29 protein-coding genes and 1 tRNA gene are annotated in these 23473 nt (G+C 58.0%); 8 read left to right on the forward strand and 22 right to left on the reverse strand.

All coding sequences use genetic code 11. The features are described 5' to 3' along the window. Positions 1-242 precede the first annotated feature (242 nt). The 3 genes from D8U82_RS28290 to D8U82_RS16275 all read left to right on the forward strand — a co-directional run bounded on the left by D8U82_RS28290 (position 243) and on the right by D8U82_RS16275 (position 1748). The gene (locus tag D8U82_RS28290) at positions 243-491 is read left to right on the forward strand and encodes an HNH/endonuclease VII fold putative polymorphic toxin (protein WP_206663332.1); all 249 of its coding nucleotides are present in this window, start codon (positions 243-245) and stop codon (positions 489-491) included. Beyond that, positions 488-883, forward strand: coding sequence for an Imm50 family immunity protein (locus D8U82_RS16270; RefSeq protein ID WP_130887519.1), 396 nt, complete (start codon positions 488-490; stop codon positions 881-883). Before D8U82_RS28290 ends, D8U82_RS16270 begins: the two co-directional genes overlap by 4 nt. 472 nt (positions 884-1355) lie before the next feature. After that, positions 1356-1748: a hypothetical protein gene (locus D8U82_RS16275; protein ID WP_130887520.1), complete on the forward strand. Its 393-nt coding sequence runs from the start codon at positions 1356-1358 to the stop codon at positions 1746-1748. A 52-nt stretch (positions 1749-1800) separates the two neighbouring features. Here D8U82_RS16275 and D8U82_RS28140 read toward each other — a convergent pair whose 3' ends face one another. The 4 genes from D8U82_RS28140 to D8U82_RS16290 all read right to left on the reverse strand — a co-directional run bounded on the left by D8U82_RS28140 (position 1801) and on the right by D8U82_RS16290 (position 3502). Then, on the reverse strand, positions 1801-1968 hold the full coding sequence (locus tag D8U82_RS28140; RefSeq protein ID WP_016773805.1) for a hypothetical protein: 168 nt from the start codon (positions 1966-1968) through the stop codon (positions 1801-1803). 118 nt (positions 1969-2086) lie between these two features. Further along, a complete protein-coding gene (locus D8U82_RS16280; protein ID WP_024012287.1) occupies positions 2087-2506 on the reverse strand; it encodes a YMGG-like glycine zipper-containing protein in 420 nt (139 codons plus the stop codon). A 135-nt stretch (positions 2507-2641) separates the two neighbouring features. Next, complete coding sequence (locus D8U82_RS16285) at positions 2642-3013, reverse strand: hypothetical protein (RefSeq protein ID WP_016773803.1); 372 nt, start codon at positions 3011-3013, stop codon at positions 2642-2644. 300 nt (positions 3014-3313) lie between these two features. Continuing rightward, positions 3314-3502 (reverse strand): hypothetical protein, encoded by a 189-nt coding sequence (locus tag D8U82_RS16290; RefSeq protein ID WP_024012286.1) that lies wholly within the window; start codon positions 3500-3502, stop codon positions 3314-3316. A 221-nt stretch (positions 3503-3723) separates the two neighbouring features. On the opposite strand from D8U82_RS16290, the gene D8U82_RS16295 reads away from it, so the two are divergent. Further along, positions 3724-4002 carry a hypothetical protein gene (locus tag D8U82_RS16295; RefSeq protein WP_056784095.1) on the forward strand — a complete coding sequence of 93 codons (279 nt, stop codon included), beginning with the start codon at positions 3724-3726 and terminating at the stop codon, positions 4000-4002. Between the two features lie 57 nt (positions 4003-4059). Here the strand turns inward: D8U82_RS16295 and D8U82_RS16300 are convergent, their stop codons facing one another. From D8U82_RS16300 to D8U82_RS16325, 6 genes are all read right to left on the reverse strand, one after another. Beyond that, entirely contained in the window at positions 4060-4380 is a 321-nt protein-coding gene (locus D8U82_RS16300) for a YbjQ family protein (RefSeq protein WP_016773801.1), read from the reverse strand. Positions 4381-4448: 68 nt separating this feature from the next. Continuing rightward, the gene (locus D8U82_RS16305; RefSeq protein ID WP_130902528.1) at positions 4449-5729 is read right to left on the reverse strand and encodes a Y-family DNA polymerase; all 1281 of its coding nucleotides are present in this window, start codon (positions 5727-5729) and stop codon (positions 4449-4451) included. Beyond that, positions 5716-6147: a translesion error-prone DNA polymerase V autoproteolytic subunit gene (gene umuD / locus D8U82_RS16310; RefSeq protein ID WP_130902529.1), complete on the reverse strand. Its 432-nt coding sequence runs from the start codon at positions 6145-6147 to the stop codon at positions 5716-5718. Before umuD ends, D8U82_RS16305 begins: the two co-directional genes overlap by 14 nt. A gap of 137 nt (positions 6148-6284) precedes the next feature. Then, positions 6285-6617 carry a type II toxin-antitoxin system HicB family antitoxin gene (locus D8U82_RS16315; protein WP_071171560.1) on the reverse strand — a complete coding sequence of 111 codons (333 nt, stop codon included), beginning with the start codon at positions 6615-6617 and terminating at the stop codon, positions 6285-6287. Further along, complete coding sequence (locus D8U82_RS16320; protein WP_071171559.1) at positions 6614-6868, reverse strand: type II toxin-antitoxin system HicA family toxin; 255 nt, start codon at positions 6866-6868, stop codon at positions 6614-6616. The genes D8U82_RS16315 and D8U82_RS16320 overlap by 4 nt, the downstream gene beginning before the upstream one ends. A gap of 422 nt (positions 6869-7290) precedes the next feature. Beyond that, positions 7291-7380: transfer RNA gene (locus D8U82_RS16325), tRNA-Ser, on the reverse strand. 297 nt (positions 7381-7677) lie between these two features. On the opposite strand from D8U82_RS16325, the gene D8U82_RS16330 reads away from it, so the two are divergent. The 3 genes from D8U82_RS16330 (at position 7678) to D8U82_RS16340 (ending at position 10415) form a co-directional block, all read left to right on the forward strand. Next, positions 7678-8367 carry a crotonase/enoyl-CoA hydratase family protein gene (locus D8U82_RS16330; RefSeq protein ID WP_076566844.1) on the forward strand — a complete coding sequence of 230 codons (690 nt, stop codon included), beginning with the start codon at positions 7678-7680 and terminating at the stop codon, positions 8365-8367. 221 nt (positions 8368-8588) lie between these two features. Beyond that, positions 8589-9311, forward strand: a complete 723-nt coding sequence (locus D8U82_RS16335; protein WP_122747083.1) for a 1-acylglycerol-3-phosphate O-acyltransferase — start codon at positions 8589-8591, stop codon at positions 9309-9311. Between the two features lie 132 nt (positions 9312-9443). Beyond that, the gene (locus tag D8U82_RS16340; RefSeq protein ID WP_130902530.1) at positions 9444-10415 is read left to right on the forward strand and encodes a magnesium and cobalt transport protein CorA; all 972 of its coding nucleotides are present in this window, start codon (positions 9444-9446) and stop codon (positions 10413-10415) included. Between the two features lie 69 nt (positions 10416-10484). Here D8U82_RS16340 and D8U82_RS16345 read toward each other — a convergent pair whose 3' ends face one another. From D8U82_RS16345 to D8U82_RS16355, 3 genes are all read right to left on the reverse strand, one after another. Beyond that, entirely contained in the window at positions 10485-11213 is a 729-nt protein-coding gene (locus D8U82_RS16345) for an amidotransferase (protein ID WP_123443416.1), read from the reverse strand. Positions 11214-11305: 92 nt separating this feature from the next. Beyond that, entirely contained in the window at positions 11306-13450 is a 2145-nt protein-coding gene (locus tag D8U82_RS16350; protein ID WP_130902531.1) for a 3-hydroxyacyl-CoA dehydrogenase NAD-binding domain-containing protein, read from the reverse strand. A gap of 24 nt (positions 13451-13474) precedes the next feature. After that, a complete protein-coding gene (locus D8U82_RS16355) occupies positions 13475-14680 on the reverse strand; it encodes an acetyl-CoA C-acetyltransferase (RefSeq protein WP_130902532.1) in 1206 nt (401 codons plus the stop codon). 577 nt (positions 14681-15257) lie between these two features. Here D8U82_RS16355 and D8U82_RS16360 point away from each other — a divergent pair. Further along, positions 15258-16079, forward strand: a complete 822-nt coding sequence (locus D8U82_RS16360) for a cytochrome c (protein WP_123443438.1) — start codon at positions 15258-15260, stop codon at positions 16077-16079. 120 nt (positions 16080-16199) lie between these two features. Here D8U82_RS16360 and D8U82_RS16365 read toward each other — a convergent pair whose 3' ends face one another. The 9 genes from D8U82_RS16365 to D8U82_RS16405 all read right to left on the reverse strand — a co-directional run bounded on the left by D8U82_RS16365 (position 16200) and on the right by D8U82_RS16405 (position 23438). Next, the gene (locus D8U82_RS16365; RefSeq protein ID WP_016773789.1) at positions 16200-17003 is read right to left on the reverse strand and encodes a transglutaminase family protein; all 804 of its coding nucleotides are present in this window, start codon (positions 17001-17003) and stop codon (positions 16200-16202) included. Continuing rightward, a complete protein-coding gene (locus D8U82_RS16370) occupies positions 17000-17950 on the reverse strand; it encodes an alpha-E domain-containing protein (RefSeq protein ID WP_016773788.1) in 951 nt (316 codons plus the stop codon). Before D8U82_RS16370 ends, D8U82_RS16365 begins: the two co-directional genes overlap by 4 nt. 12 nt (positions 17951-17962) lie before the next feature. Then, positions 17963-19372 (reverse strand): circularly permuted type 2 ATP-grasp protein, encoded by a 1410-nt coding sequence (locus tag D8U82_RS16375; RefSeq protein WP_016773787.1) that lies wholly within the window; start codon positions 19370-19372, stop codon positions 17963-17965. Between the two features lie 477 nt (positions 19373-19849). Then, positions 19850-20197 carry a ribonuclease E inhibitor RraB gene (locus tag D8U82_RS16380; protein ID WP_003223226.1) on the reverse strand — a complete coding sequence of 116 codons (348 nt, stop codon included), beginning with the start codon at positions 20195-20197 and terminating at the stop codon, positions 19850-19852. 209 nt (positions 20198-20406) lie between these two features. Further along, positions 20407-20640: a hypothetical protein gene (locus tag D8U82_RS16385; RefSeq protein ID WP_016773786.1), complete on the reverse strand. Its 234-nt coding sequence runs from the start codon at positions 20638-20640 to the stop codon at positions 20407-20409. A gap of 288 nt (positions 20641-20928) precedes the next feature. Then, positions 20929-21804: a polyamine aminopropyltransferase gene (gene speE, locus D8U82_RS16390; protein ID WP_016773785.1), complete on the reverse strand. Its 876-nt coding sequence runs from the start codon at positions 21802-21804 to the stop codon at positions 20929-20931. Positions 21805-22045: 241 nt separating this feature from the next. Continuing rightward, a complete protein-coding gene (locus tag D8U82_RS16395) occupies positions 22046-22237 on the reverse strand; it encodes a PLDc N-terminal domain-containing protein (protein ID WP_016773784.1) in 192 nt (63 codons plus the stop codon). Positions 22238-22308: 71 nt separating this feature from the next. After that, on the reverse strand, positions 22309-22839 hold the full coding sequence (locus tag D8U82_RS16400) for a hypothetical protein (protein ID WP_016773783.1): 531 nt from the start codon (positions 22837-22839) through the stop codon (positions 22309-22311). A gap of 80 nt (positions 22840-22919) precedes the next feature. Next, a complete protein-coding gene (locus D8U82_RS16405) occupies positions 22920-23438 on the reverse strand; it encodes an ankyrin repeat domain-containing protein (protein ID WP_016773782.1) in 519 nt (172 codons plus the stop codon). Positions 23439-23473: the final 35 nt, after the last annotated feature.

Raw genomic sequence — 23473 nt, forward strand, 5'->3', positions numbered from 1 at the left:
AGTACCAGTACGTGCCGAATCCGACGGGGTGGGTGGATCCGTTGGGGTTGACGTCGAACTGCCCGCCAAAAGGCCGAAAAACGACCGGCTGTCCAAAACCTAATGAAATCGAGCCCCCACTGGTTTCTCGGCGAGGCGCGTTCAGAAAGGCAAAACTTGACTCGGGAATACCAAAAGGGCAACAGCCCGACATTCAAGTCGATGAGGTTAGCGGCAAGCAGAAGCAATTCACTTATGCCAACATGACAGATAGGAAGGGCAATAACATCTTGGACAGTAGTGGAATGCCAATCATAACTCGGGAATATAAATACACCAGAGAGGATGGCTTTATATTGATCCTCCAAGATCATTCCGCAGGCCATAAATACGGAGATATAAATAACCGGGGAGATCAAGGCCCTCACATAAATGTGCGACCTGCGGATGACAGGCGGAATGGCAAGGTAAAAAACACAAGCGATCATTACCCATTCAGGAGATCACCATGAAAAACTGGAACGAAATAGAGGGCAGCAAACTTTTCAATATGGTATTCAGCAGACATATACCTATCTCAGAGATTAAGCTATTCGCCCTGAACATAGACAATAACCTTTCAACACTGACCTTGGCATTTGACATCAGGGAAACACCAGACACTCCTCCAAAGAAATGGGATCTAATAGGATACAATGCTTGCCGTATCGGAATAACGTGCAGTGAAGTTCGAGGCTTGACAACATCAAACATTCCAACGCAAGAAACATTAAACCTATCCATCCAACTCATTGGGGATAGGTACTCTGTTTCCGCCACATCCATGTCGTCAGAGTTAAAATTCACTACATCATCATTAAGATTGAGAGAGCCAAGTGTGTACTTAACAGAAACACCTTTCTAGACCATTCAATAATCAAGCGCTCTTTTGCAGGTGACATTTTGTCTCTTGAGGACTTAATCAAAGGTTTCCTCAGTAAAGTCGAAGAAGGAACAACGCTGCTGCAGAAAAAAATTTGGTACACGAAACATTCTTAGGCTCTGACAAAGTTTCCAGATAGAGCGTTGCGGAGAAATTATTGATGGACTGGAGTATGGGTTACATGGTGTAGGATGTGCTATCCATTTTCCCACAGAGTTAGTAGATTTCGGTTACGGACCAAACAACAGGATCGACGGCTTTGACGTGTGGCGTCTTTATATGTACGCCGCCGACAGGTCTGAAGAGTACAAAAATACACTGACATCAGTTTTCTTGAGAGCGAGTTCAAGACTTATCTAGGCTCAGGCAGAATCAAAAAAATATCGCCCTCCGATGACCTCTATGAACTAATCGACCCGCCGCAAACCTCTGAAAACGAGAGCATGGCTCGCAGATGACTAACAAATATTCCGCGCGTATTGTCGAGATCGACCCAATCATTGAGGAAATGCTACTGCTCAGCGTCAACGGTGTGACTGTGAGATGTTTCGCAGGCCACTGCCCCTCAGTCATTGAAGTAGGTGAGAACTACTCAGCCGAGTTCGAAATGGTACTGCCGGACGAAATAGACATCTCAATATGTGAAAGCATCGAAACACGTGTCGAGATGCTTGACGATGGTTTCTCATGTGAGATTCATGGGCGCTTAGAAGGCGATACCTTTAAGTCATTCGTCGAATTTGCGGATCAAGATATTCACTTCGATTTTCCGCATCTCAACGGGCAGTTTGTGAAAATTACAGCACACAGAATCGACGTTTCGTTCCGAGGAACTGGGCCTCTGTAGGGGCCTGCTGAGTCAGGCCCTTAAGCGATAACTCAAATTTTCAACACCCCATTCACTGCTCATCCCCATCCTCCTCATACTCCATATCCGCCTCATCCGCATCATTCAACGGCACCGTCGCATCGTCCATCAGCGACCCGGGATCTTCATTCCCCGGATCATTGATAAATGGCAATCCACTCGGGCCTTTCTCTTCTTTGCCTTCAGTTTCAGGGGTCATGGTGCACCTCTTGAGCGTGTGGGATGTATGACGTTCGAAAAGCCCTGCCGCCAATCGTTCCTCTGCCTGACGGCCACACACGAAAAACCCGGCGCCAGGCCGGGTTTTCGTTGATAAATCAGCGATGTTTATTTTTGTGTTTGTTCTTGTGCTTGTGGCCGCCTGAATGAGATCCGCCGTCGTCGTCGCCAAGATTGTTACCTACCGCGCCGCCTGCTGCGCCGCCAAGGCCTGCGCCAATGGCGGAGCCGGTGGAGCCGCCGAGGCTGTTGCCGACGACCGAGCCGCCTGCTGCGCCAAGACCGCCGCCGATCGCGGCTTCGGTGCGGTTGCGTTTGTTCGCGCCGACGGCACTGCCCGCCGCGCCGCCAACACCTGCGCCGACCGCTGCGCCCGTGCTGCCGCCAAGTTGTCCGCCAACCACATTACCCAGCGCACCGCCGAGACCACCGCCTACGGCAGCGGTGCCGTCTCCGGCCGCCATCGCGCCCTGCGCCACGACCAAGCCAAAAAACAGTGCAGATAATGACAATCGCATATGAACCTCGCAGTTCCCGAATCGGGACAGTCCGCCCAAGCGGGGCGTATGCAGATTGGAGATGATTTCGCACGAAACGTTCAGCCATGAAAAAGCCCGACATCGAGTCGGGCTTTTTCTGACAGGCCATCAGTCTCAGTGGCGCTTGTGACCTTTGCCCAGGTTGCTGCCGACGGCACCGCCGGCCGCGCCGCCCAGACCTGCACCGATGGTGGCGCCGTTGCGGCCGCCCAGGCTGTTGCCGATCACCGAACCACCGGCTGCACCGACACCGCCGCCGATCGCCGCTTTGGTACGGCTGCCCTTGCGTGCCGCGACGGCACTGCCTGCTGCGCCCGCGACGCCAGCACCAATGGCGGCACCGGTGCTGCCGCCCATTTTCTGACCGACCACGTTACCCAGCGCGCCACCCAGGCCACCGCCCAGCGCCGCGGTGCCATCACCGGCAGCCATCGCACCTTGAGCAACCAGAAGGCCAAGAACCAGAGCAGGCAGTGTTAAACGCATGACGAAAACCTCAAATAAACGGGATGACGAAAAGGAGCGGGATTTAATGCGCTCGGCGCAGGAAAGTCCAGACGCAGGCGACAGCGTCGATTGGACCGCGATCAGGGAAAAGGTTTTATGCCGGGCAAAAAAAAGCCCGCTGGGGAGACGGGCTGGAGACTTGCTTTCTAACGGATGGCTTCACACTACGTTCGCCAACGTGAAAAGTTTGTGAAAAAAAACCGACATTAATGTCAATGCCCGCCCCCTCATTCTTGCGCACATAAAAAACCCCGTTCAGTGACGGGGTGCGGGATGAAATCACTTTCTGGTCCTTGCCGTGACCTTGGGCAGGAATTTTGCTTTCGGCCCTTTTGGGGCCGTGGATTTGATTTTGCCGATGCTGACCGGATCCTCGCCAAACCCCGACTGATACTCCGACTGACCGCAGCGCACACAGTTGTTGAATGAAAACTCAGCGCCATCATCTTCGATAAATGGACCTGACATAGACTCTCCCCTACGCAACCGGGCCGACACCGGCAAAACAGTTTTGCCTGGAAAATATCGTCCCTCAGCGCTTTTTAGACTAGCTGGTCACTACTGGACTTGCTGTTCAGAAAGGCTGATCACCGACGAATGGAAAAAAGTGTCGCGAGCGATCATTCGCTAAAGATTTCCATCGAACGGCCGCTGCCCTTACTCCTACAAATGAATCTCAAGGAGAGGTCATGCAAATCAATGGATTCCCGAACATGCCAGTCGTAAAACTCACGGACGAGCAGATCGCTGCCGGCAAGGCCGGTGCGGAAAAACTCAAGGAAAAGATCGCCTCGGGTGAAATCACCATCAAATACCCGGACAAACCGCTTCTGCAGCCGGGCGTCGTCTACCATCCCAGCGAGCCCGCACCATCGGCGCAGCCTGACGGGACACCGCCCCTCGTTGCCATCGATACACCGCTGACCTATGACTCAAGAGGCGCTGTGTTGCTCAAGCCTCAGGGCTGATTGACGCGGAAAAAAGCCCATTCGTTGTGCGAGTGGGCTTTGCCTTGAACGCAATGATCAGCGCAGCTTCACCGCCGTTCCGGTCACAAACACGACAACCATGCCACCCTTGCCTGCCGGCATACTGATCTCGAAGTCCACGCCGACCACCGCGTCAGCCTGCAATGCCCGCGCCCGATCCTTCAGTTCGTCGGTTGCCTGAATGCGTGCTTCTTTAAGAGCCCGCTCCAACGTCTGCGAGCGCCCGCCAAAGAAGTCGCGCATGCCGGCGAACATATCGCGGATCACGTTGACCCCTTGCACAGACTCGGCGCTGACAATGTCCAGATAGGCCGTGATCTGCCGCCCCTCGACGGAATGAGTGGTGGAAATGATCATGAAAGTCGTCCCTTTACTGCATAAGTGAAGGCAGCGATTGTAACGCGGCACCAGATCTGGCCCGTGCCTCAATTGGATTTAACGACCCACAATTGATCCAGCTTCGTCGTAAAACTCGAACTCATCATCTCCCGCCGCATGCCCCAGGCCGGATCCGCCGGCACACTTCCCGCTCGCAACGTTCCATGCCCCCAGCGCTGATTGATCTGGTCGAGCACCCCCATCACCTTCTCCGCCGTCTGCGGTTGCGACTGGGCAAACAAGTCGTCGGTAAACTCTCCGGGCTGCCGAAGATCCATCAATAACACTTCAGCCTTGCTGTACTTGAAGCCCGGCCGGAACAATCGATCAACCGCCTCGCTCGCGACCTTGCTCAGCAATCGCACATCATTGGTCGGATAAGGCAACTCGATCAGCGCGCCATTGGCGTACTTCGCCTCCTCGGGATTAAACATGCCGGTGCGGATACTCACGCGGATCTTCTTGCACAGCGAATTCTGCGCACGCAGCTTTTCCGCCGCTCGGTGCACATAAGTCGCCACGGCTTCCTTGATCGGTTCGATGGTAGTCAAACGATTGCCAAACATGCGGCTGCTGCAAATTTCCTGCTTCGGCGGTTCTGTTTCCGACAGTTCCAGACAGGATGTGCCACCCAGTTCGCGCGCGGTCTTCTCGATCACCACGCTGAACTTGCGCCGCAGCGTCCACGGATCGGCCTTCGCCAGGTCCATTGCGCTTCTGATCTGCATGCTTTCCAGATGAGCTTTCATCCGCCGCCCGACGCCCCACACTTCACCGACATCGGTATTGCGCAGCACCCAGTCGCGTTTGGACGGATCGCAGATGTCGACCACGCCGCCGGTATGCGCTTGCAAGCGTTTGGCAGTGTGGTTGGCGAGCTTGGCCAGCGTTTTCGTCGGGGCGATGCCGACGCCCACAGGGATGCCCGTGCGCTTATAAACAGCAGAGCGGATGGTTCGGCCAAACGCGGTCAGGTCCCCAGGGATGCCGCTGAGATCGGCGAACGCCTCATCAATGCTGTACACCTCGACCGCCGGCACCATGGATTCGATGATCGTCATCACCCGTTCGCTCATGTCGCCGTACAAGGCGTAATTACTGCTGAACACCTGAATGCCATGGCGGCGCAAATCATCGCGAATCTGGAAATACGGCGCGCCCATTTTCACAAAGGGCTTGGCGTCATAACTCCGGGCAATCACGCAGCCATCGTTATTGCTCAGCACGACAATCGGCGTCTTCGCCAGATCGGGCCGGAACACTCGCTCACAGCTGGCATAGAAGCTGTTGCAATCGATCAGCGCGAAGACCTGCTCACGGTTTGCCATGGTCGCGCACGCTGTAAGTCACCACACCCCAGATCACCAGCTCATCCCCTTCCATCACGTAGCGAGGCGGATATTTGCTGTTGGCCGAAAGAAGGATGATGGTGTTGTCGCGCATGTGCAGGCGCTTGCAGATGGGTTCGGAGTTGAGACCGGCGATGACGATATCGCCGTGCTCGGCATTCAGGCTGCGGTCGACGATCACCAGATCACCGCAAAAGATCCCCGCGTCCTGCATGCTCTCGCCTTCGATCTTCGCCAGATAAACGTGCGGTGCACGAATATCAAACACCTCGTCCAGAGAGATGTGCTTTTCAATGTGATCACCCGCCGGCGAAGGAAAACCGGCGGGAATCCGAAACGAATACAGCGCAAGCTTTTCGCCCGCACCTGACAAAGGGCCGAGGATGGTGACGCTCATGATACGAACCTGATAGTGAATTTACTGTATGCTCATACAGTAAACTCGGGACGGTTCGGAGGGTCAATGAGGCGTGTAGGAGATTTCGACGGGTGACAGGGTTTTGTACAACTTCTACTGAGAGTCAGATTTCGCCACTACGCGTGGACCTCACGATCGAGCACGTCTGCAACCCATTGATTGATGCTCTTATGGGCTAGCTGCGCCTTCACAGCGACCGTCGCATGCAGCGCTGGCGCCAAGCGCAGGCTGAGATTCCCCGAATAGGGTTTCTGCGGTGCGCGACCGAGCCTGGCGCAGGTATCGAGATAATCAGTCACGGCCTCCTGGAACGCGTTCCGCAGCTCTGCGACGGACTCACCATGGAATCCGACGACGTCCTTGATACCGGCGATATGGCCGACGAAGAGGCCGTCTTCGTCACTGTATTCAATACGGGCGGCATAGCCGTTGTAGTTCATTACGTTCACGGGATGACTCCTGCTTGCTCAAGAAAAGCCCGAGCGTCGCGCACCTGATAGGGCTTTGCTTCTTTGTCTGGGTGGGGCCGGTGAAAAGTCACCACCACACCGTTCAATTCAAAGCGCACTCTTGAACCATTGCCTTCAATGGTCTGGGCGCCCACTGCGCCGAAGAGCGATTCCATACGCACCCACTCCAAGTTATTCGGGACCGGCCTTGAAAAAATAGCTTTGAGCGTGCCGCGCTGTTTGTTGTTCATGGTATTAGATCATGATACCGCGATGGTAGGGCAACTGGGGCAAACCGCAATTACGAGGAGAAAGCCTGCTTTCTGCGGGAAACGTATTTCCTGATGAAGTCGCTGCAGACTGGTACGGCATCAGGATAACGAGAGACTCAATGCGCGGTTGTAGGCAAATTCTCGGAGTTGTGTGAGGAAGAGCGACTTTTCCGTTTCCGACAGGCACAGTTCTTTTCCGAGTACCAGAATTCGGGAACCGCGATATAGCACAGATATTCTTGGCGAGAAAAAAGGTGAGGGAGCTGTGCTCTTGGCGCACCATCCAAGGCACAAAAAAACCGACACTGAGTCGGGTCCGTTTTATTAGTCGTTTTTTGGCTTCCAGAAACGCAAAACCCCTGAAAACTTTAACGTTTTCAGGGGTTTTGTCGTTTCAAATTTGGCGGTGAAGGAGAGATTCGAACTCTCGATACAGTTTCCTGTATACACACTTTCCAGGCGTGCTCCTTAAGCCACTCGGACACTTCACCGTATCTCTGCAGACATGTTCTGTCTGTCGAGGCGCGCTAATGTAGTCGAAAGCTTTTCCGATGGCAAACTTTTTTTCAGAATTTTCATGCGCTTAAGAGAGGCCGTTGCGTTCAGCCAGAGCGGGCGATGGCAAACCCGCCAATCTCGGGTAAGCCGTGCGCTTCCTTTTATAGCAGGCAACACGCGCGCGACGCTGGCCGAAGCGCAAAACGGTGACTGACAGGTCAGTCACGGCGCTTTACCTGGCTTGCGGCGGTGGGTAACGTCTGCCCATCTTTCTAATAAGGAATAGCGTCATGAGCGAGTTGATTGCCTACCACCTCGAAGACGGTATCGCGACCCTGACCCTGAACAATGGCAAGGTCAACGCGATTTCTCCGGATGTGATTGCGGCGTTTAACGCGGCGCTGGATCAGGCGGTGGCGGATCGCGCCGTGGTGATCATCACCGGGCAGCCGGGGATCCTCTCGGGCGGGTATGACCTGAAGGTAATGACCGCCGGCCCGAAAGAAGCCGTTGCGCTGGTGACGGCCGGTTCGACCCTGGCCCGCCGCCTGCTCTCTCACCCGTTCCCGGTGATCGTTGCTTGCCCGGGACACGCTGTGGCCAAGGGTGCTTTCCTGCTGTTGTCCGCCGATTACCGCATCGGTGTCGACGGCCCGTTCAGCATCGGCCTGAACGAAGTGCAGATCGGCATGACCATGCACCACGCCGGTATCGAGCTGGCGCGTGATCGCTTGCGGCGTTCGGCTTTCCATCGCTCGGTGATCAATGGCGAGATGTTCGATCCGCAAAGTGCCGTTGATGCAGGCTTCCTCGACAAAGTCGTCACTGCCGAAGAATTGCAAGGCGCCGCCCTGGCTGCCGCGCGGCAGTTGAAGAAGATCAACATGCTCGCGCACAAGAACACCAAGCTGAAAGTGCGCAAGCAACTGCTGGAAACTCTTGACGACGCCATCCTGCAGGATCAGCAACATCTGGGCTGACTCGTCCAGGATCTGCCGGTAAGTGAATAGCCCGACCCTCGTGTCGGGCTTTTTCTTACGTCACACGTCGAAGATTCGCGGAAAGCTCTAGGACGCGCCTGACAGGCAAGACTGAAACATGCGCTTAAACATCGGCCATCTCCGGACTCTATAGCGGCAATTGCCGAAAACAGTGCACATCCGTACACTGCGCCACCTTTTGTCCCGGTGGGCCTGCAAAAATGCTGTTTGCGTTTCGTATGTTGTTGATGGGCCTGCACTTTATTCTAGCCGGCGTGCTCGGCGTGATCCTTGGACTGTGCCGCCCGTTCAACCCGGACAACAGCCGACTCTGCGCCCGCCTCTACGCTTTGCCGGCGATGTGTATCTTGCGTTTGCGGGTCAGGTCCGAGGTCAACGGCTTGATGAACAAGCCCGACAGTTGCGTGATCATCGCCAACCATCAGTCAAACTACGATCTGTTCGTGTTCGGCAATGTCGTCCCCCGCCGTACCGTGTGTATCGGCAAGAAAAGCCTGAAGTGGGTGCCGTTGTTCGGCCAGTTGTTCTGGCTGGCCGGCAATGTGTTGATCGACCGTGGCAATGCGCACAAGGCGCGGCAGTCGATGCTGACGACCACCCATACCTTGCAGAATGAAGACACCTCGATCTGGGTGTTTCCGGAAGGCACCCGCAACCTCGGTGAAGATTTGTTGCCGTTCAAGAAAGGCGCGTTCCAGATGGCAATTGCCGCCGGCGTGCCGATCGTTCCGGTGTGCGTGAGCAGCTATATAAAACACATGCGCCTGAATCGCTGGCGCAGCGGCAACGTTCTCATACGTTCCTTGCCGGCGATTCCTACAGTCGGATTGACCATGGACGACATGCCTATGCTGATCGAGCGATGCCGCGAGCAGATGCGCGAGTGCATCGAATCGATGGATCGACAACTGCAAGCCGCGTGAAACCAAACCCGCCCCGTGCGGGTTTTCTTTTGCCGGCTGAACTGTAGAAGTTTCACTGACTCTCAAGCAGCGACACGGCTAAGCTGAAGCCTTGTTCCCCTGCCATCTGCCAAGAAGAAGTGAATCACCACCATGGGTCGAGTTGTTGCTGCTGCGGTGTACAGCGAGGGTAAGAAAGTCACCAATATTTCGCTGGACGAAGGTGCTGCCTGGGCGGCCAAACCCGGCCACTTCGTCTGGATCGGCCTGGAAGAACCGGACGCACAGGAATTATCCAACCTGCAACGACAGTTCAACCTGCATGAACTGGCCATCGAAGACGCGCTGGAAAAACACAGCCGACCAAAACTGGAAACCTTTGGTGACGCTCTGTTTATCGTCACCTACTCACCGGTTCGCGAAAACGGCGTTTTGCAGTTCATCGAAACGCATATCTTCGCCGGCAGGGGTTACATCATTACCGCACGCAACGGCCATTCCGCGTCGTACGCCTATGTGCGTCAACGCTGTGAAGCGCGTCCGCTGTTGCTCGAGCACGGAGAGGATTTCGTCCTGTATGCGCTGCTCGATTTCGTCATCGAGAACTATCAGCCGGTGGGCGAAGCGATCCACGCCGAGATCGATGAGCTGGAGCGCAATGTGCTGTGCAGCGCCCTCAACGAGCGCGACATCCAGAAGCTGCACGGTCTGCGCCGCGATGTGGTGCGCTTGCGTCGGTACGCGGCACCGATGGTGGAGATCGGCGAGGAGCTGCAAAAGCTCAGTTTCCCGTTCATCGACAAGAACATGCGCCCATACTTTCGCGATGTGCAGATTCATGTAACGCGGCAGATGGAAGACCTGACCACGCTGGCGGACATTGCCAGCCAGACCATCGAGATTGGCGTGTTGCTTGAGGCATCACGGCAGAGCGTGGTGCAGCGCAAGTTTGCAGCGTGGGCGGCGATTCTGGCGTTCCCGACTGCGGTAGCGGGGATCTACGGGATGAATTTCCAGAACATGCCCGAGTTGACCTGGCACTACGGTTATTTTGCGGTGCTGGGGTTTATTGCGGTGGGGTGTGTGAGTTTGTGGGCGAGTTTCAAGCGGTCCGGGTGGCTGTAGCCGGGACCGCGTTGCCCCGGATATTCGCGAGCAGGCTCGCTCCCACAGGGATTGTGGAAGCAGACCCTTTTAGCGTTGAGCCGCTTCCGGTTTGTGCGCCACGAAGCGCATCATCCACTCCGCAACCGTAGCGCCGTGGTGCTCCTGCTCAAGACTTGCCACACCCTTGCTGTAGATCTGCGAACCCAGCGCTTCCTGGCGCAGATCGAGCAGCGCGCGCGAGTAATCGTGAATGAATTCCGGGTGGCCCTGGAAGCACAGCACTTGATCGTTGATGTGATAAGCCGCGAACGGGCAGAAATCGCTGGAGGCGATGACCGTGGCGTTTTCCGGTAGTTCGGTGACCTGGTCCTGGTGGCTGATCAGCAGTGTCAGCTCTTCGCGCACCGGGCTCATCCACGGCGCCTTGGCTGCCAGCTGATAGCTGTGAGTGCCGACCCCCCAGCCTTGGGAGGCCCGCTCACTCTTGCCACCAAGCAGTAGCGCCAGCAATTGATGGCCGAAGCACACGCCGAGCAATTTGTCGCCGCGTTCGTAGCGATTCAGAAGATAGGTCTTGAGGGTCTGGATCCACGGGTCAGTGCCGAACGAATCGGCCTTGCTGCCAGTGACCAGGTACGCGTCGAAAGTCTCATCGTCACTTGGGTAATCCCCTTTCACCACGTTATAGACAGTGAACTCAGCGGCAATCGGTTGCTGCGAGAACAGGCGCTGGAACATCTGCCCATAGCCCTGATATTGGTCAATCAGTTCGGGCCGCAGGATGTCGGTTTCGAGAATGCAGATGCGCAGCGACATAAAAAATACCTGACACGTGATGGGAATAATGAACACCCCAGAGCCTGCCTTGAAACACGTGGCCAAGGCAAGCCCCGAAATGCTCGCTGGCCTTAGAACATTTCACCTTTCGCCGCTTTGTCCAGCAGCAGCGCTGGCGGAGTAAAGCGCTCGCCGTACTGCTCGGCCAGATACTGCGCGCGGGCGATGAAGTCCTTCAGGCCATACTGGTTGATGAACTGCAGCGCCCCGCCGGTCCACGCGGCGAAACCGATGCCGAAGATCGAGCCGACGTTGGCATCCGCCGTCGAGGTCAGCACGCCCTCCTCCACACAGCGCACGGTTTCGATGGCCTGCACAAACAACAGCCGATCACGCACATCCTTCGCAGAGATCTGTCCGTCTGCCTTCTCGAAGCGCGTTTTCAGCTCCGGCCATAAATGCTTCTGGGCACCGGCTGGATACTCATAAAAACCGCCTCCGGCAGCTTTACCCGGTCGCTTGAATTCATTGAGCATAAAGTCAATCACGGCAAAGGCCGGGTGCTCAATCAGCGGTTTCCCTTCAGCCTGTAGGTCCTTGGCCGTCTGTTGACGGATATGGCTCATCAGGCTGAGGGAAACTTCGTCGGAGATTGCCAGAGGCCCGACCGGCATCCCGGCCTTGCGCGCTTCGGTCTCGATCATCGGCGCACTGACGCCCTCGCCGAGCATGGCAATGCCTTCGTTGGTGAACGTGCCGAACACCCGCGAGGTAAAGAAGCCGCGACTGTCGTTGACCACGATCGGAGTTTTCTTGATTTGCAGAACGAAATCGAAACCGCGAGCGAGAGTTTCGGCGCTGGTCTGCGCACCTTTGATGATTTCCACCAGCGGCATTTTTTCTACCGGACTGAAGAAATGCAGGCCGATGAATTTGCTTTGATCGGGCACTGCCGTCGCCAGACCGGTGATCGGCAGCGTCGACGTATTGGAAGCAATCACCGCTTCGCCGCCCACCACCTGTTGCGCGGCGGCGGACACCCTGGCTTTGAGTTGGCGATCCTCGAACACCGCTTCGATGATCAGATCGCAACCGGCCAGATCGGCATCACTTTCGCTCGCAACGATTCGCGCCAGCACCGCTTCACGCTGTTCGGCAGTCATTTGGCCACGGGCAACTTTCTTGTCCAGTAGCGCTGCGGAATGCGCTTTGCCCTTCTCGGCAGCGGCAAGGTTGATGTCCTTGAGGACGACGTCGATACCGGCCGAGGCGCTGACGAACGCGATGCCTGCGCCCATCATTCCGGCGCCGAGCACACCGACTTTGCGGGTTTTATAGGGCGCAAAACCTTGCGGTCTTGAACCGCCGGCGTTGATCTCGGTCAACTGGAACCAGAACGTACCGATCAGGTTTTTCGAGATTTGCCCGGTCGTCAGCTCGGTGAAGTAGCGGGTTTCGATCAGGTGCGCGGTGTCGAAATCGACCTGAGCGCCCTCCACCGCCGCGCACAGAATCTTCTCCGGCGCCGGCAGAGTGCCTTGGGTTTTCGCGCGCAGGATCGACGGCGCAATCGCCAGCATCTGCGCCACTTTCGGGTTCGATGGCGTACCGCCGGGAATCTGGTAACCCTTGACGTCCCAGCGCTGCACTGCCGCCGGATTGGCGAGAATCCAGGCGCGCGCCTTGGCCAGCAGCTCATCGCGATCCGCTGCCAATTCATCAATCAGCCCGGCCTGCAACGCCTGTTGCGGGCGCACTTTTTTGCCTTCAAGCAAGTACGGCAGGGCTTTTTCGATGCCGAGCATGCGCACCATGCGCACCACCCCGCCGCCGCCCGGCAAAAGACCCAAGGTCACTTCCGGTAGACCGAGTTGCACCGAGGCGTCATCAACAGCAATGCGGTGGTGACAGGCCAGACAGATCTCCCAGCCGCCGCCCAGCGCAGCACCGTTGATCGCCGCGACCACCGGTTTGCCGAGGGTTTCCAGGCTGCGCAATTGCGCCTTGAGGGTCAGCACCATGTCGTAGAAGGCATTGGCTTCAGGCTTGCCGACCTTGATCAATTCATTGAGGTCGCCGCCGGCGAAAAAGGTCTTCTTCGCGGAGGTGATGATCACTCCGGCAATGCTGTCTTTCTCTCCCAGCAAGCGGGCAACGCAAGCGGCCATGGCCTCGCGGTACACGGCGTTCATGGTGTTGGCGCTCTGGCCCGGCATATCCATGGTCAGCACGACGATACCGTCCTGGCCTTTTTCGTAACGAATGGCTTCGCTCATAACAGGGTTCCTTGAAGTCGGGGCTCAGAGGCGTTCGATGATGGTGGCAATGCCCATGCCGCCGCCGACACACAGCGTCGCCAGGCCGTAGCGCAGGTTGCGCGCCTCCAGTTCATCAAGCAGGGTGCCGAGGATCGCGCAACCGGTGGCGCCCAGCGGGTGGCCCATGGCGATCGAGCCGCCGTTGACGTTGACCTTGCCGGGATCGACGGCCATGTCCTTGATGAATTTCAACACCACCGAAGCAAACGCTTCGTTGACCTCGAACAGATCGATGTCCTCCACCCGCAGTCCGGCCTTGGCCAGCGCTTTGCGGGTCGCCGGCGCCGGGCCGGTGAGCATGATGGTCGGGTCGGTACTGGTGACGGCCGTGGCAACGATACGCGCGCGTGGCTGCAGCCCCAGCGCGCGGCCCTTGGCTTCGGAGCCGATGAGCATCAGCGCCGCACCGTCGACAATTCCGGAACTGTTGCCCGGCGTGTGCACATGGTTGATCCGCTCGACATGGCTGTAGACCCGCAGCGCCGTGGCGTCAAAGCCCATCTGCCCGATCATTTCGAAACTTGGCTTGAGCTTGCCCAGGCCTTCGAGGGTCGATTCGGCGCGGATGAACTCATCGTGATCAAGCAGGATGATGCCGTTCTGATCCTGCACTGGCACCAGCGACTTGTTGAAGGAGCCGTCGGCCCGCGCTCGTGCGGCTTTTTGCTGCGAGTGCAGCGCGTAGGCATCGACGTCCTGCCGGCTGAAGCCTTCGAGGGTAGCGATGAGATCGGCGCCAACACCTTGCGGGGTGAAATGGCTGTGCAGGTTGGTCTGCGGGTCCAGCGCCCAGGCGCCGCCATCGCTGCCCATTGGCACCCGCGACATCGACTCGACGCCGCCAACCACCACCAGATCCTCGAAGCCCGAGCGCACTTTCATCGCGCCAAGATTGACGGCTTCCAGACCGGAAGCGCAGAAACGGTTGATCTGCACACCGGCGACGCAGACGTCCCAGTCGGCGACTTGCACCGCCGTCTTGGCGATGTCCGAGCCTTGATCGCCGATCGGCGTGACGCAGCCGAGGACGACATCATCGACCTGACTGGTGTCCAGCGCGGTGCGCGCCTGCAAGGCGCTCAGCAAACCGGCCACCAGGTTGACCGGCTTCACGCTGTGCAGCGCGCCATCGGCCTTGCCTTTGCCACGCGGGGTGCGCAACGCATCGAAAATCAAAGCTTCAGTCATGACGTCCTCGAACCTGATTTATTGTCACTTCACTTTCGCCCTGCGCCGACTGGCAAGCAATGACCACATTGCTCAAAGCGCTTGACGCACACGCTCAGACGGACGGTCATCCGGCATGAGGTGAACCGGTTCAGGTCGTCGAGTTGTCTAGCCAGCGGGCGGCAAAGAAGCTGGCAATACGCCTCATGCCGTTTTAAGAGCTTTTGCAAAGAACTCCATATGAAATGGATCTAAGCGAAGGCAGACGCGGGCTCTAAGGTGAAGATGTACGCCATCGTCGTCGGGTTTTGCCGAGACGGGCGTCCTTTAACAGGAAGTGCAACGCGTGCCGTCAGGGATATGCAGTCAGGCATGCATCAGGAAATAACAATAAAGGCGGTCAAGCCATGTTCAAACAACCGAAAGTACGTCAAGCAGGACTCATTCTTTTCGCCACGACGCTGTTGTTGATCTTGCCGAATCTGACCAAGGTCATCGGCTGATTCAAACGTCGCGTGCTGTATATCGCCACTGAAAATGTGACTGGCCCGCTACCCGGGCCAGCGTGGTTGTGCCAACCTTTGCGCACTCCCACGACATGGACGGCGATCATTTGAAAACGCTCATTGCGCTCGGTGCCTTGCTGCTGAGCTTGCCCTTGTCCGCCGCACAACTGGATCTGCAGTTGGGCGCAAACAGCCGCACCTGGCAGACCGAAGAGCTGCTCAAGCATCCTCAGCTGCAAACTCTCACGATCAACAATGATGTTTCCTACAAGAAGGACATGACCTATCAGGCCGTGCCGCTGGCCGCATTGCTGACGGGGGTCAAGCCGGAGGATCACTTGCAGGCGGTGGCGCTGGATGGCTTTGCCGCAGAGTTGGCCGCCGCGCCCTTGCTGAACAAGGACGGCGCACGAGCATGGCTGGCAATCGAGGACCCGGCGCGGCCGTGGCCACCGCTGTCTGCCGGCAAGCACAGCGCCGGGCCGTTCTATCTGGTCTGGACCGATCCACAGGCCGGTAATATCAGCCCCGAACAGTGGCCGTTCGAAGTCGCCAGCATCAAGCTGATGGCGCCGGTGGCCCAACGCTTTCCTGCCCTGCTGCCCGATCCTGCCTTGAAGGCCGATGATCCGGTGAACAAGGGTTTTGCCCTGTTTCAGAAAAACTGCCTGGCCTGCCACCGGCTGAATGGTGCCGGAGACGCGCAGTTCGGTCCGGATCTGAATATTCCGTATAGCCCGACCGAGTATTTTGGGGCGGATTTCTTGAAGCGCTACATCCGCGATCCGCAGAGTTTGCGTCAGTGGCCGCAGGCGAAGATGCCGGGGTTTTCCGCGCAGGTGTTGCCGGATGGAGACCTGGAAATGCTGGTGGGCTATCTCAAACACATGGCCGGCCGCAAAGCCAAGCCTTGATGCAGTCTCCCTTGTGGGAGCGAGCCTGCTCGCGAAGGCGGAGTGTCAGTCGCTGGTTGGCTGGCTGATGGACCGCTTTCGCGAGCAGGCTCGCTCCCACAGGGCTTTGCGTGCGTCGAGCTATTGTTGCTGGACGGATATAACCGGCGTCGGCGAGACGAATACCTTGGCGTGCATCTGCTCGCAGCCGCCGCCCCGGCGCATGCCGCGGACCGGGCAGGCATCGAGATAATCCAGGCCCACCGCCAGCTTCAGGTGTCGCTCCGGGCGCGCCAGTTGGTTGGTCACGTCGAAGCTGTACCACGCGTCATCCAGCCACGCTTCTGCCCAGGCATGACTGGCCAGATGCTCGCAATCTTCGCTGTACAGATAACCCGACACGTAACGCGACGGCACGCCGAGGCTGCGGGCGCAGGCGAGAAACGCATGGGTATGATCCTGACAAACCCCGGCGCGACCGGCGAAAGCTTCGGCGGCGCTGGTGTCGACTTCAGTCGAGCCCGGCGTGTAGGTCATGTGCTGATTCAGACCGTGCATCAAGTCGATCAGCGCGGTGCGATCTCGCCGTTGCTTGCAGTTCTTCGCGGCAAATTCGCGCAAGGCTTCATCGGCTTCGGTCAGGCGCGTGAAGCGCAGGAACGGAAGCGCCGACTGGCTCTCATGTTCGGCCTCGCGCAATTCATCGATATCGACCTGACCACGGGCGCCGATGATGATCGCTTCGTGCGGCTCGTCCATGGTCAGCACATGCAGGATGTTGCCGAACGGATCGAGCTGCGCACGCACCGGACGCGGCAGGTCGAGTTGCCAACTGAGGACATGCTGGCGCTCGCTATCGTGGGGCGTCAGGCGCAGGTACTGGATGCTCGCGCGCACCTGATCTTCGTAGTGATAGGTGGTCTCGTGGCTTATGGAAAGTCTCATGCAGCCTCCAGGTAGGAACTGTGAATGGCGTTGCCCAACTGGCGCACCAGCGGGATGAATTCGGTCAGCCAGGCGTGCAGGCCTTCTTCGAGGATTTCGTTGATGCCGGTGTAGCGCAGGCGTGCGTCCATTTCCGCCGCCAGGCGTTGTGCCGGTCGGCCGTTGGCGCCTGGCAGTTGCGCGAGGATCTGGTCGATCTCTTCGGTACAGGCACGCAGCGAACGCGGCACATCGGCGCGTAACAGCAGCAGTTCGGCGACATGCCGGGCGCCGGGCGCGTCGCGGTAGATTTCGGTGTAGGCCTCGAATGAGGACAAGGCGCGCAGCAGCGCACTCCATTGGTAATAGGCGTGCGCCGTGCCGTCGCTGACTGCTTCGGCCTGATCGCCGGCCATTTCGTAACGGGCATCGAGCAGGCGCAGCGTGTTGTCCGCGCGCTCGATAAACGTACCCAGACGAATAAAGCGAAACGCGTCGTTGCGCATGATCGTGCCGTATGAGGCGCCACGAAACAGGTGCGAACGTTCCTTGATCCATTCGCAAAACCGGCTCATGCCATAACGACTCAGTCCCTGTTCGGCGATGCCGCGAATTTCCAGCCAGGTCGCGTTGATGTTTTCCCACATGTCCGCAGTGATTCGCCCGCGTACCGCATGAGCACTGGCCCGCGCTGCACCAAGGCAGCTGTAGATACTGGCCGGGTTAGCCGCATCCAGTGCGAAGAAATGCAGCAGGCGCTCTGCGTGGAGGTCGCCGTGGCGTTCAAGGTAATCGTCCAGGGTGCCGGTGATCAGCAACGGCATGGCGAGTTCGTGCAGACCGTCGCCGCGCCCATCCTGCGGCATCAGCGACAGCGAATAACTGATGTCGAGCATGCGCGCGAGATTCTCCGCACGCTCCAGGTAACGCGACATCCAGTACAGATCCGAGGCAGTTCTACTTAACATGGCAAGCTTCCTTCAATCCTCGACTACCCAGGTGTCCTTGGTGCCGCCGCCCTGGGAGGAATTCACCACCAGGGAGCCTTCACGCAACGCGACACGGGTCAAACCGCCAGGCACCACACGGGTTTCGCGACCGGACAACACAAACGGACGCAAATCGATATGGCGCGGTGCAATGCCGTTTTCGACAAAGGTCGGACAGGTCGACAGCGATAGCGTCGGCTGCGCGATGTAGGCATGGGGTTTGGCTTTGATGCGCTCACGAAAGGCATCGATTTCCGCCGTCGTCGCGGCCGGCCCGACCAGCATCCCGTAACCGCCGGAGCCTTGGGTTTCCTTGACCACCAGTTCCGGAAGATTGGCCAGCACGTGGGACAGCTCGGACGGGTTGCGGCACTGCCAGGTCGGCACGTTTTTCAGAATCGGTTCTTCGTCAAGGTAGAAGCGGATCATATCGGTGACAAACGGATACACCGATTTATCGTCCGCCACTCCGGTGCCGATGGCATTCGCCAGCACCACGTTGCCGGAACGGTAGGAGGACAGCAGCCCCGGCACGCCGAGCATTGAGTCCGGGTTGAATGCCAGCGGGTCGAGGAAGGCGTCGTCGAGGCGGCGGTAGATCACGTCGACCGCTTTCGGGCCGTCAGTGGTGCGCATGAAGACTTTGTCGTCACGCACGAACAGATCCGCACCTTCGACCAGTTCCACGCCCATCTCCCGCGCCAGAAACGCATGTTCGAAGAACGCGCTATTGAAGCGTCCCGGCGTCAACACCACCACGCTCGGGTTGTCGATCGGGCTTGAGCTTTTCAGGGTGTCGAGCAGCAGATTGGGATAGTGATCGATCGGGGCGATGCGCTGGGCGGAGAACAGTTCGGGGAACAGGCGCATCATCATCTTGCGGTCCTCGAGCATGTAGCTGACGCCGCTGGGTGTGCGCAGGTTGTCTTCGAGAACGTAATAAGTGCCATCGCCATCGCGCACCAGATCGACGCCGGAGATGTGCGAATAGATATCGCGGTGCAGATCCAGCCCTTGCATCGCCAATTGGTATTGCTCGTTGGCCAGCACCTGCTCGGCGGGAATGATCCCGGCCTTGATGATGCGCTGCTCGTGGTAGAGGTCGGCGAGAAACATGTTCAACGCCTTGACCCGCTGGATGCAGCCGCGCTCGACAATCCGCCATTCACTGGCGGGGATGCTGCGGGGAATGGTATCGAACGGAATCAGGCGCTCGGTGCCCTGCTCGTCGCCATAGAGCGTGAAGGTGATCCCGGCACGGTGGAACAGCAGATCGGCCTCGCGGCGGCGCTGCGCGAGCAGCTCATCGGGCGTCTCGGCCAGCCAGCGGGCAAATTCCCGGTAATGCGGGCGGACCAGGCCGCCGGCATCGTACATCTCATCAAAATAGGTGCGGATCATGCCGTACTCCTTGTCACTCCGGACATACAGGCCTTCGCAAGGCCCGTGCCATCGGCATAAACGCTTTGATTTCAATCGGTTGTGGATCCACGCCGGAGGCTGCGCACCATTCCTGTGCGGCAAATGCCCCGGCCCGATTGCCCCCGCTTCATTGCGACGCACTGCATCGCCTATCACCAGCATAGTCAGAGTTGATTTCACTGCCCGGCCACGACTGCGGATAATCCGCGCATTCGCTGCAAAACTTCCCCGGCACGCCGCCGCGAAGTAGACAGCTCAACTGATCTGAACTGCCTTGGCAGCCCCGTCCCGACAGGACTTTATTGCATACCCGTCTTCCCTTTTAGCCACCCTCTCCGGTGGCTTTTTTTTGCCCTGGATTCTTGTTTCAGGGTTTTGCCACTGCGATATGCAGAAGCCAGAAACGACAACGGCCGACCCGAAGGTCAGCCGTTGCCCGACAGACAATGCGCAATATCAATTCAACCGGTAACGATTGCGCACCTCCTGCTTCACGCCCCAACCCTCGATAATGCCGCCCAGCGGTTCGACCACGGCTGAAAAGCCTTGCTCGAAATCGCCGATGTCGTCATAGGTTGCGTACATCACTTTGCTCAATTCCAGCGACCAGGCGCCGTCGTCGCGCGCACTGACCTGGGCATTGATGGATTCACCGCGAAATTTGCCTGCTGCCCTGCGCGCCCGCTCCTCGTCCGGGAAAATCGCGTAGAACTCGATGGGATGGAACCGGGAAAAATCGAAACCGCCTTCTTTCATGCGGCGCAGAACGTTGCTGCTGATGTCTTCTTGATAGGCTGTGCTCATGAATCGTCCCCCTCGATTGATGGATAGACTTTCCGTATTCCCGCCCCGGGCCTTTTGGCCTAAGTACTACGGCAACGTGGTTGCGCGCGGGAAACAAGCATGTAGCTGACAAGACCAGACCTTAGCGATCCATTCGCTGATCTCGCTTGCAGAGTAGCCCCAAGAGAGCGCCGCTGCCAAGGCCTGGTTTACGAGATGACAGGAAATGTTCAGACAGGGGTGATGCTGCGGATTTCGATGCCGTTCTGGGTCTTGAGGTTTTTCACCCCGGCATCGGCGGTGCGCCCTTCCAGATCGTTGAGATCCAGCTGGGCGGCGACCGGAAGAAGCCGCTCTTTGACGAGCCGTGCGGCTTCATCATCGGACGGGCATTCCTCACGTTCGAAGACTTCATCGACAATTTCACCGTGATCATCCACGAAAGTGACTTTCCACTTTTGCATCAGTGCCTCCTCGATCAACCCGTAAATGGGCTTACCTCTATCTCGACTTTTTTCCGCGATAGTTGGTTCAAAAGGATTACAGCCGACAACGGTGAAAATAACCATCCGATCGATAGTGCGGGCTCTGTGGCGAGGGGAGTTATCCCCGTCCGGCTGCGCAGCAGTCGTAAGACCGTCCATTGCGGTTTGACGGAGACACCGCGCAGGCCGGTTCAGGGATGCTGCGCATCCCAACGGGGATAAATCCCCTCGCCACAAGAGCTCCCTTGTAGAGCGACGTCAGGGTGATCAGTCGTTGCTCGGCTTGTTGACCGCCTGCAGCACGTATTGCGGCAAGGCGAACGCGCCGATGTGGATTTCCGGGTTGTAGTAACGGGTGACGATGCCGCTGCCGATGAAGCGCTGTTGCAGGGTTTCACGGCTGAGCTTGCGGTAGGCCGGGTTGGTCGAGCCCCAGGCGAAGGTCATCGAGCCGCCGATGTAGGTCGGCACGGCGGCCTGATAGAAATGCCAGTCCGGGAACAGGCTGCGCAGGCGACCGGCGGTGGTTTTGACTTCGTCGATCTGCATGAACGGTGTGCCGTTCTGAGTGACGAGAATGCCGCCTTCGTTCAGGCAGCGGTGGCATGCCTGGTAGAAGTTCTCCGAGAACAGCACTTCGCCCGGGCCGATCGGGTCGGTGGAGTCGGAGATGATCACATCGAATTTTTCAGTGGTGGTGGCGACGAAACGCATGCCGTCGTCGATCACCAGATTCAGGCGCGGATCGTCGTAGGCACCAGCGGAATGGTTCGGCAGGAATTCCTTGCACATGTCGACCACGGTGCCGTCGATTTCAACCATGGTGATGTGCTCGACGCCGGCGTGCTTGGTCACTTCGCGCAGCATGCCGCCGTCACCACCGCCGATGATCAGCACGCGCTTGGCAGTGCCGTGGGCAAGGATCGGCACGTGGGTGAGCATCTCGTGGTAGATGAATTCGTCGGCTTCGGTGGTCTGGATCACGCCGTCCAGCGCCATCACCCGGCCCATGCGCGGGTTCTGGAAGATCACCAGATGCTGGTGTTCGGTGCGCACTTCGTGCAGCAGTTTTTCCATGCGAAAACGCTGGCCGTAGCCTTCGTAGAGGGTTTCCAGATACTCGCTGGTCTTGGTGACGGTCATGGTCAAGTGCTCCGATAAATGCGCGGGCGCCATCGTGGGGACGATTGCCCGGGAAAGGCGCGCATTCTACGTTGCCGAAGATGACAGGTCGAACCTCAACATATTTTTTACCAGCGCAAACCAATGTGGGAGCAAGCCTGCTCGCGAAAGCGCAGCATCAATTGCCCGTGATGGCGACTGACACAACGTCTTCGCGAGCAGGCTCGCTCCCACAGGGATAACAGTGTGATCGAAAATCAGCTCAGATCCGGACGTTGCCCCGTGGCCCGGCAATCGCCCAGATGATCAGGCCCAGCACCGGCAGGAGGATGATCAGCAACACCCAGACGATTTTCATTCCGGTGGAGGCGCCGCTTTTCAGCACGTTGATGATGGCCCAGATGTCGAGGGCAAGGATGATCAGGCCAATCAGACCGTTGAACGTGGAACCCATGGTGTCGCTCCAGAATAGTGGCATGCACTTTTAGGATAGACGGTCGCGCGCAGGGTTCCCTTTTATTGCGTTCAGACGTGAACGGCGACCTTCAAGGCTTCCAGCGCTGGCGCAGCGGCGATGCCAATCTCGGCGCATAACTCGAGCACGCGGGGCACATCGTTGCCGTAGACCAGGACCATTTGTAGCTCATCGTCGAGCAACTGGCTGAAGTTCATCAACGTGTAACCGCCGTTCTCCTTGTTCAGGCTGCTCATCTGCACCTGGATGCGGTTGAGGGCGGTCAGCGCTTCGGTCTTGGCCAGTTGCTTGGGCTTGAGATTGAAATCCACGCCCGGACCAAACGAGGCAACGATTTGTGCGAACAGATCGACGTAGGTATCGGCCTGAAACAGCACGGTTTCCGGCAGGCTACCGACCACTACCCACTCACCCAGCGGGATCGGGAAAGTGTCGTCGTAGTTGATGTCCGGATTGGCGGCCAGAAAAGCCACGGCATCGGCGTAGGCCTGAGCGGCTTCGTCGGCCACCTTCAGGATCTCGTCCTCGCCCATGCAGCCGGAGCTGATTTTGCTGATGAGTTCGACGAGTGCGGCTTTCATGAGGGCGGATCCTGTGGCGGAGGTGAATTTTCAGGGCGCGAAGGATAGCGCATTCTGCCCTTCGCCACAGTCCGTGGACTTTACGCCAGCAACTTTTCCAGCTGCGCGGTGGTGTCGACCGCGCCCATGGTCCGCGCCGCATCCAGCGCGGTCACGCCGTTGGCGTCCTTGGCTTTCGGGTCAGCACCCTGGCCGATCAGGTAGTCGACGATTTCAACGCGGTTGAACATTGCCGCCATCATCAACGCGGTACGGCCGTCGAAGGAAGAACCTTCAATCTCGGCGCCCGCCTCGACCAGCGCCTTGACCACCGCCAGATCGCCCTTGAACGCGGCGCCGGCAATCGGGCTCTGGCCGTTGCCATTGCGCATTTCCGGATCGGCCTTGTGTTTAAGCAGGACCTTCACCGCATCGACATGGCCGTAGTAGCTGGCGAGCATCAACAAGGTGTCGCCCTTGCTGTTTTTCAGGTTCACCGGCAGCCCGGCGCTGACCAGGCGATCAAGCATCTCGGCATCACCGTCGCGCGCCTTGTTGAAAACCTGCTCGGTGAATTCGGCAGCTTCTTCAGGGGTCATCTGGCGGCTTTGGTCGGACATGGGGCACTCCATTTCGGTCTATCGGAAAGCCGACA

The organism is Pseudomonas sp. Sample_23 (assembly GCF_004307595.1).
Classification (GTDB): Bacteria; Pseudomonadota; Gammaproteobacteria; order Pseudomonadales; family Pseudomonadaceae; genus Aquipseudomonas; species Aquipseudomonas atacamensis.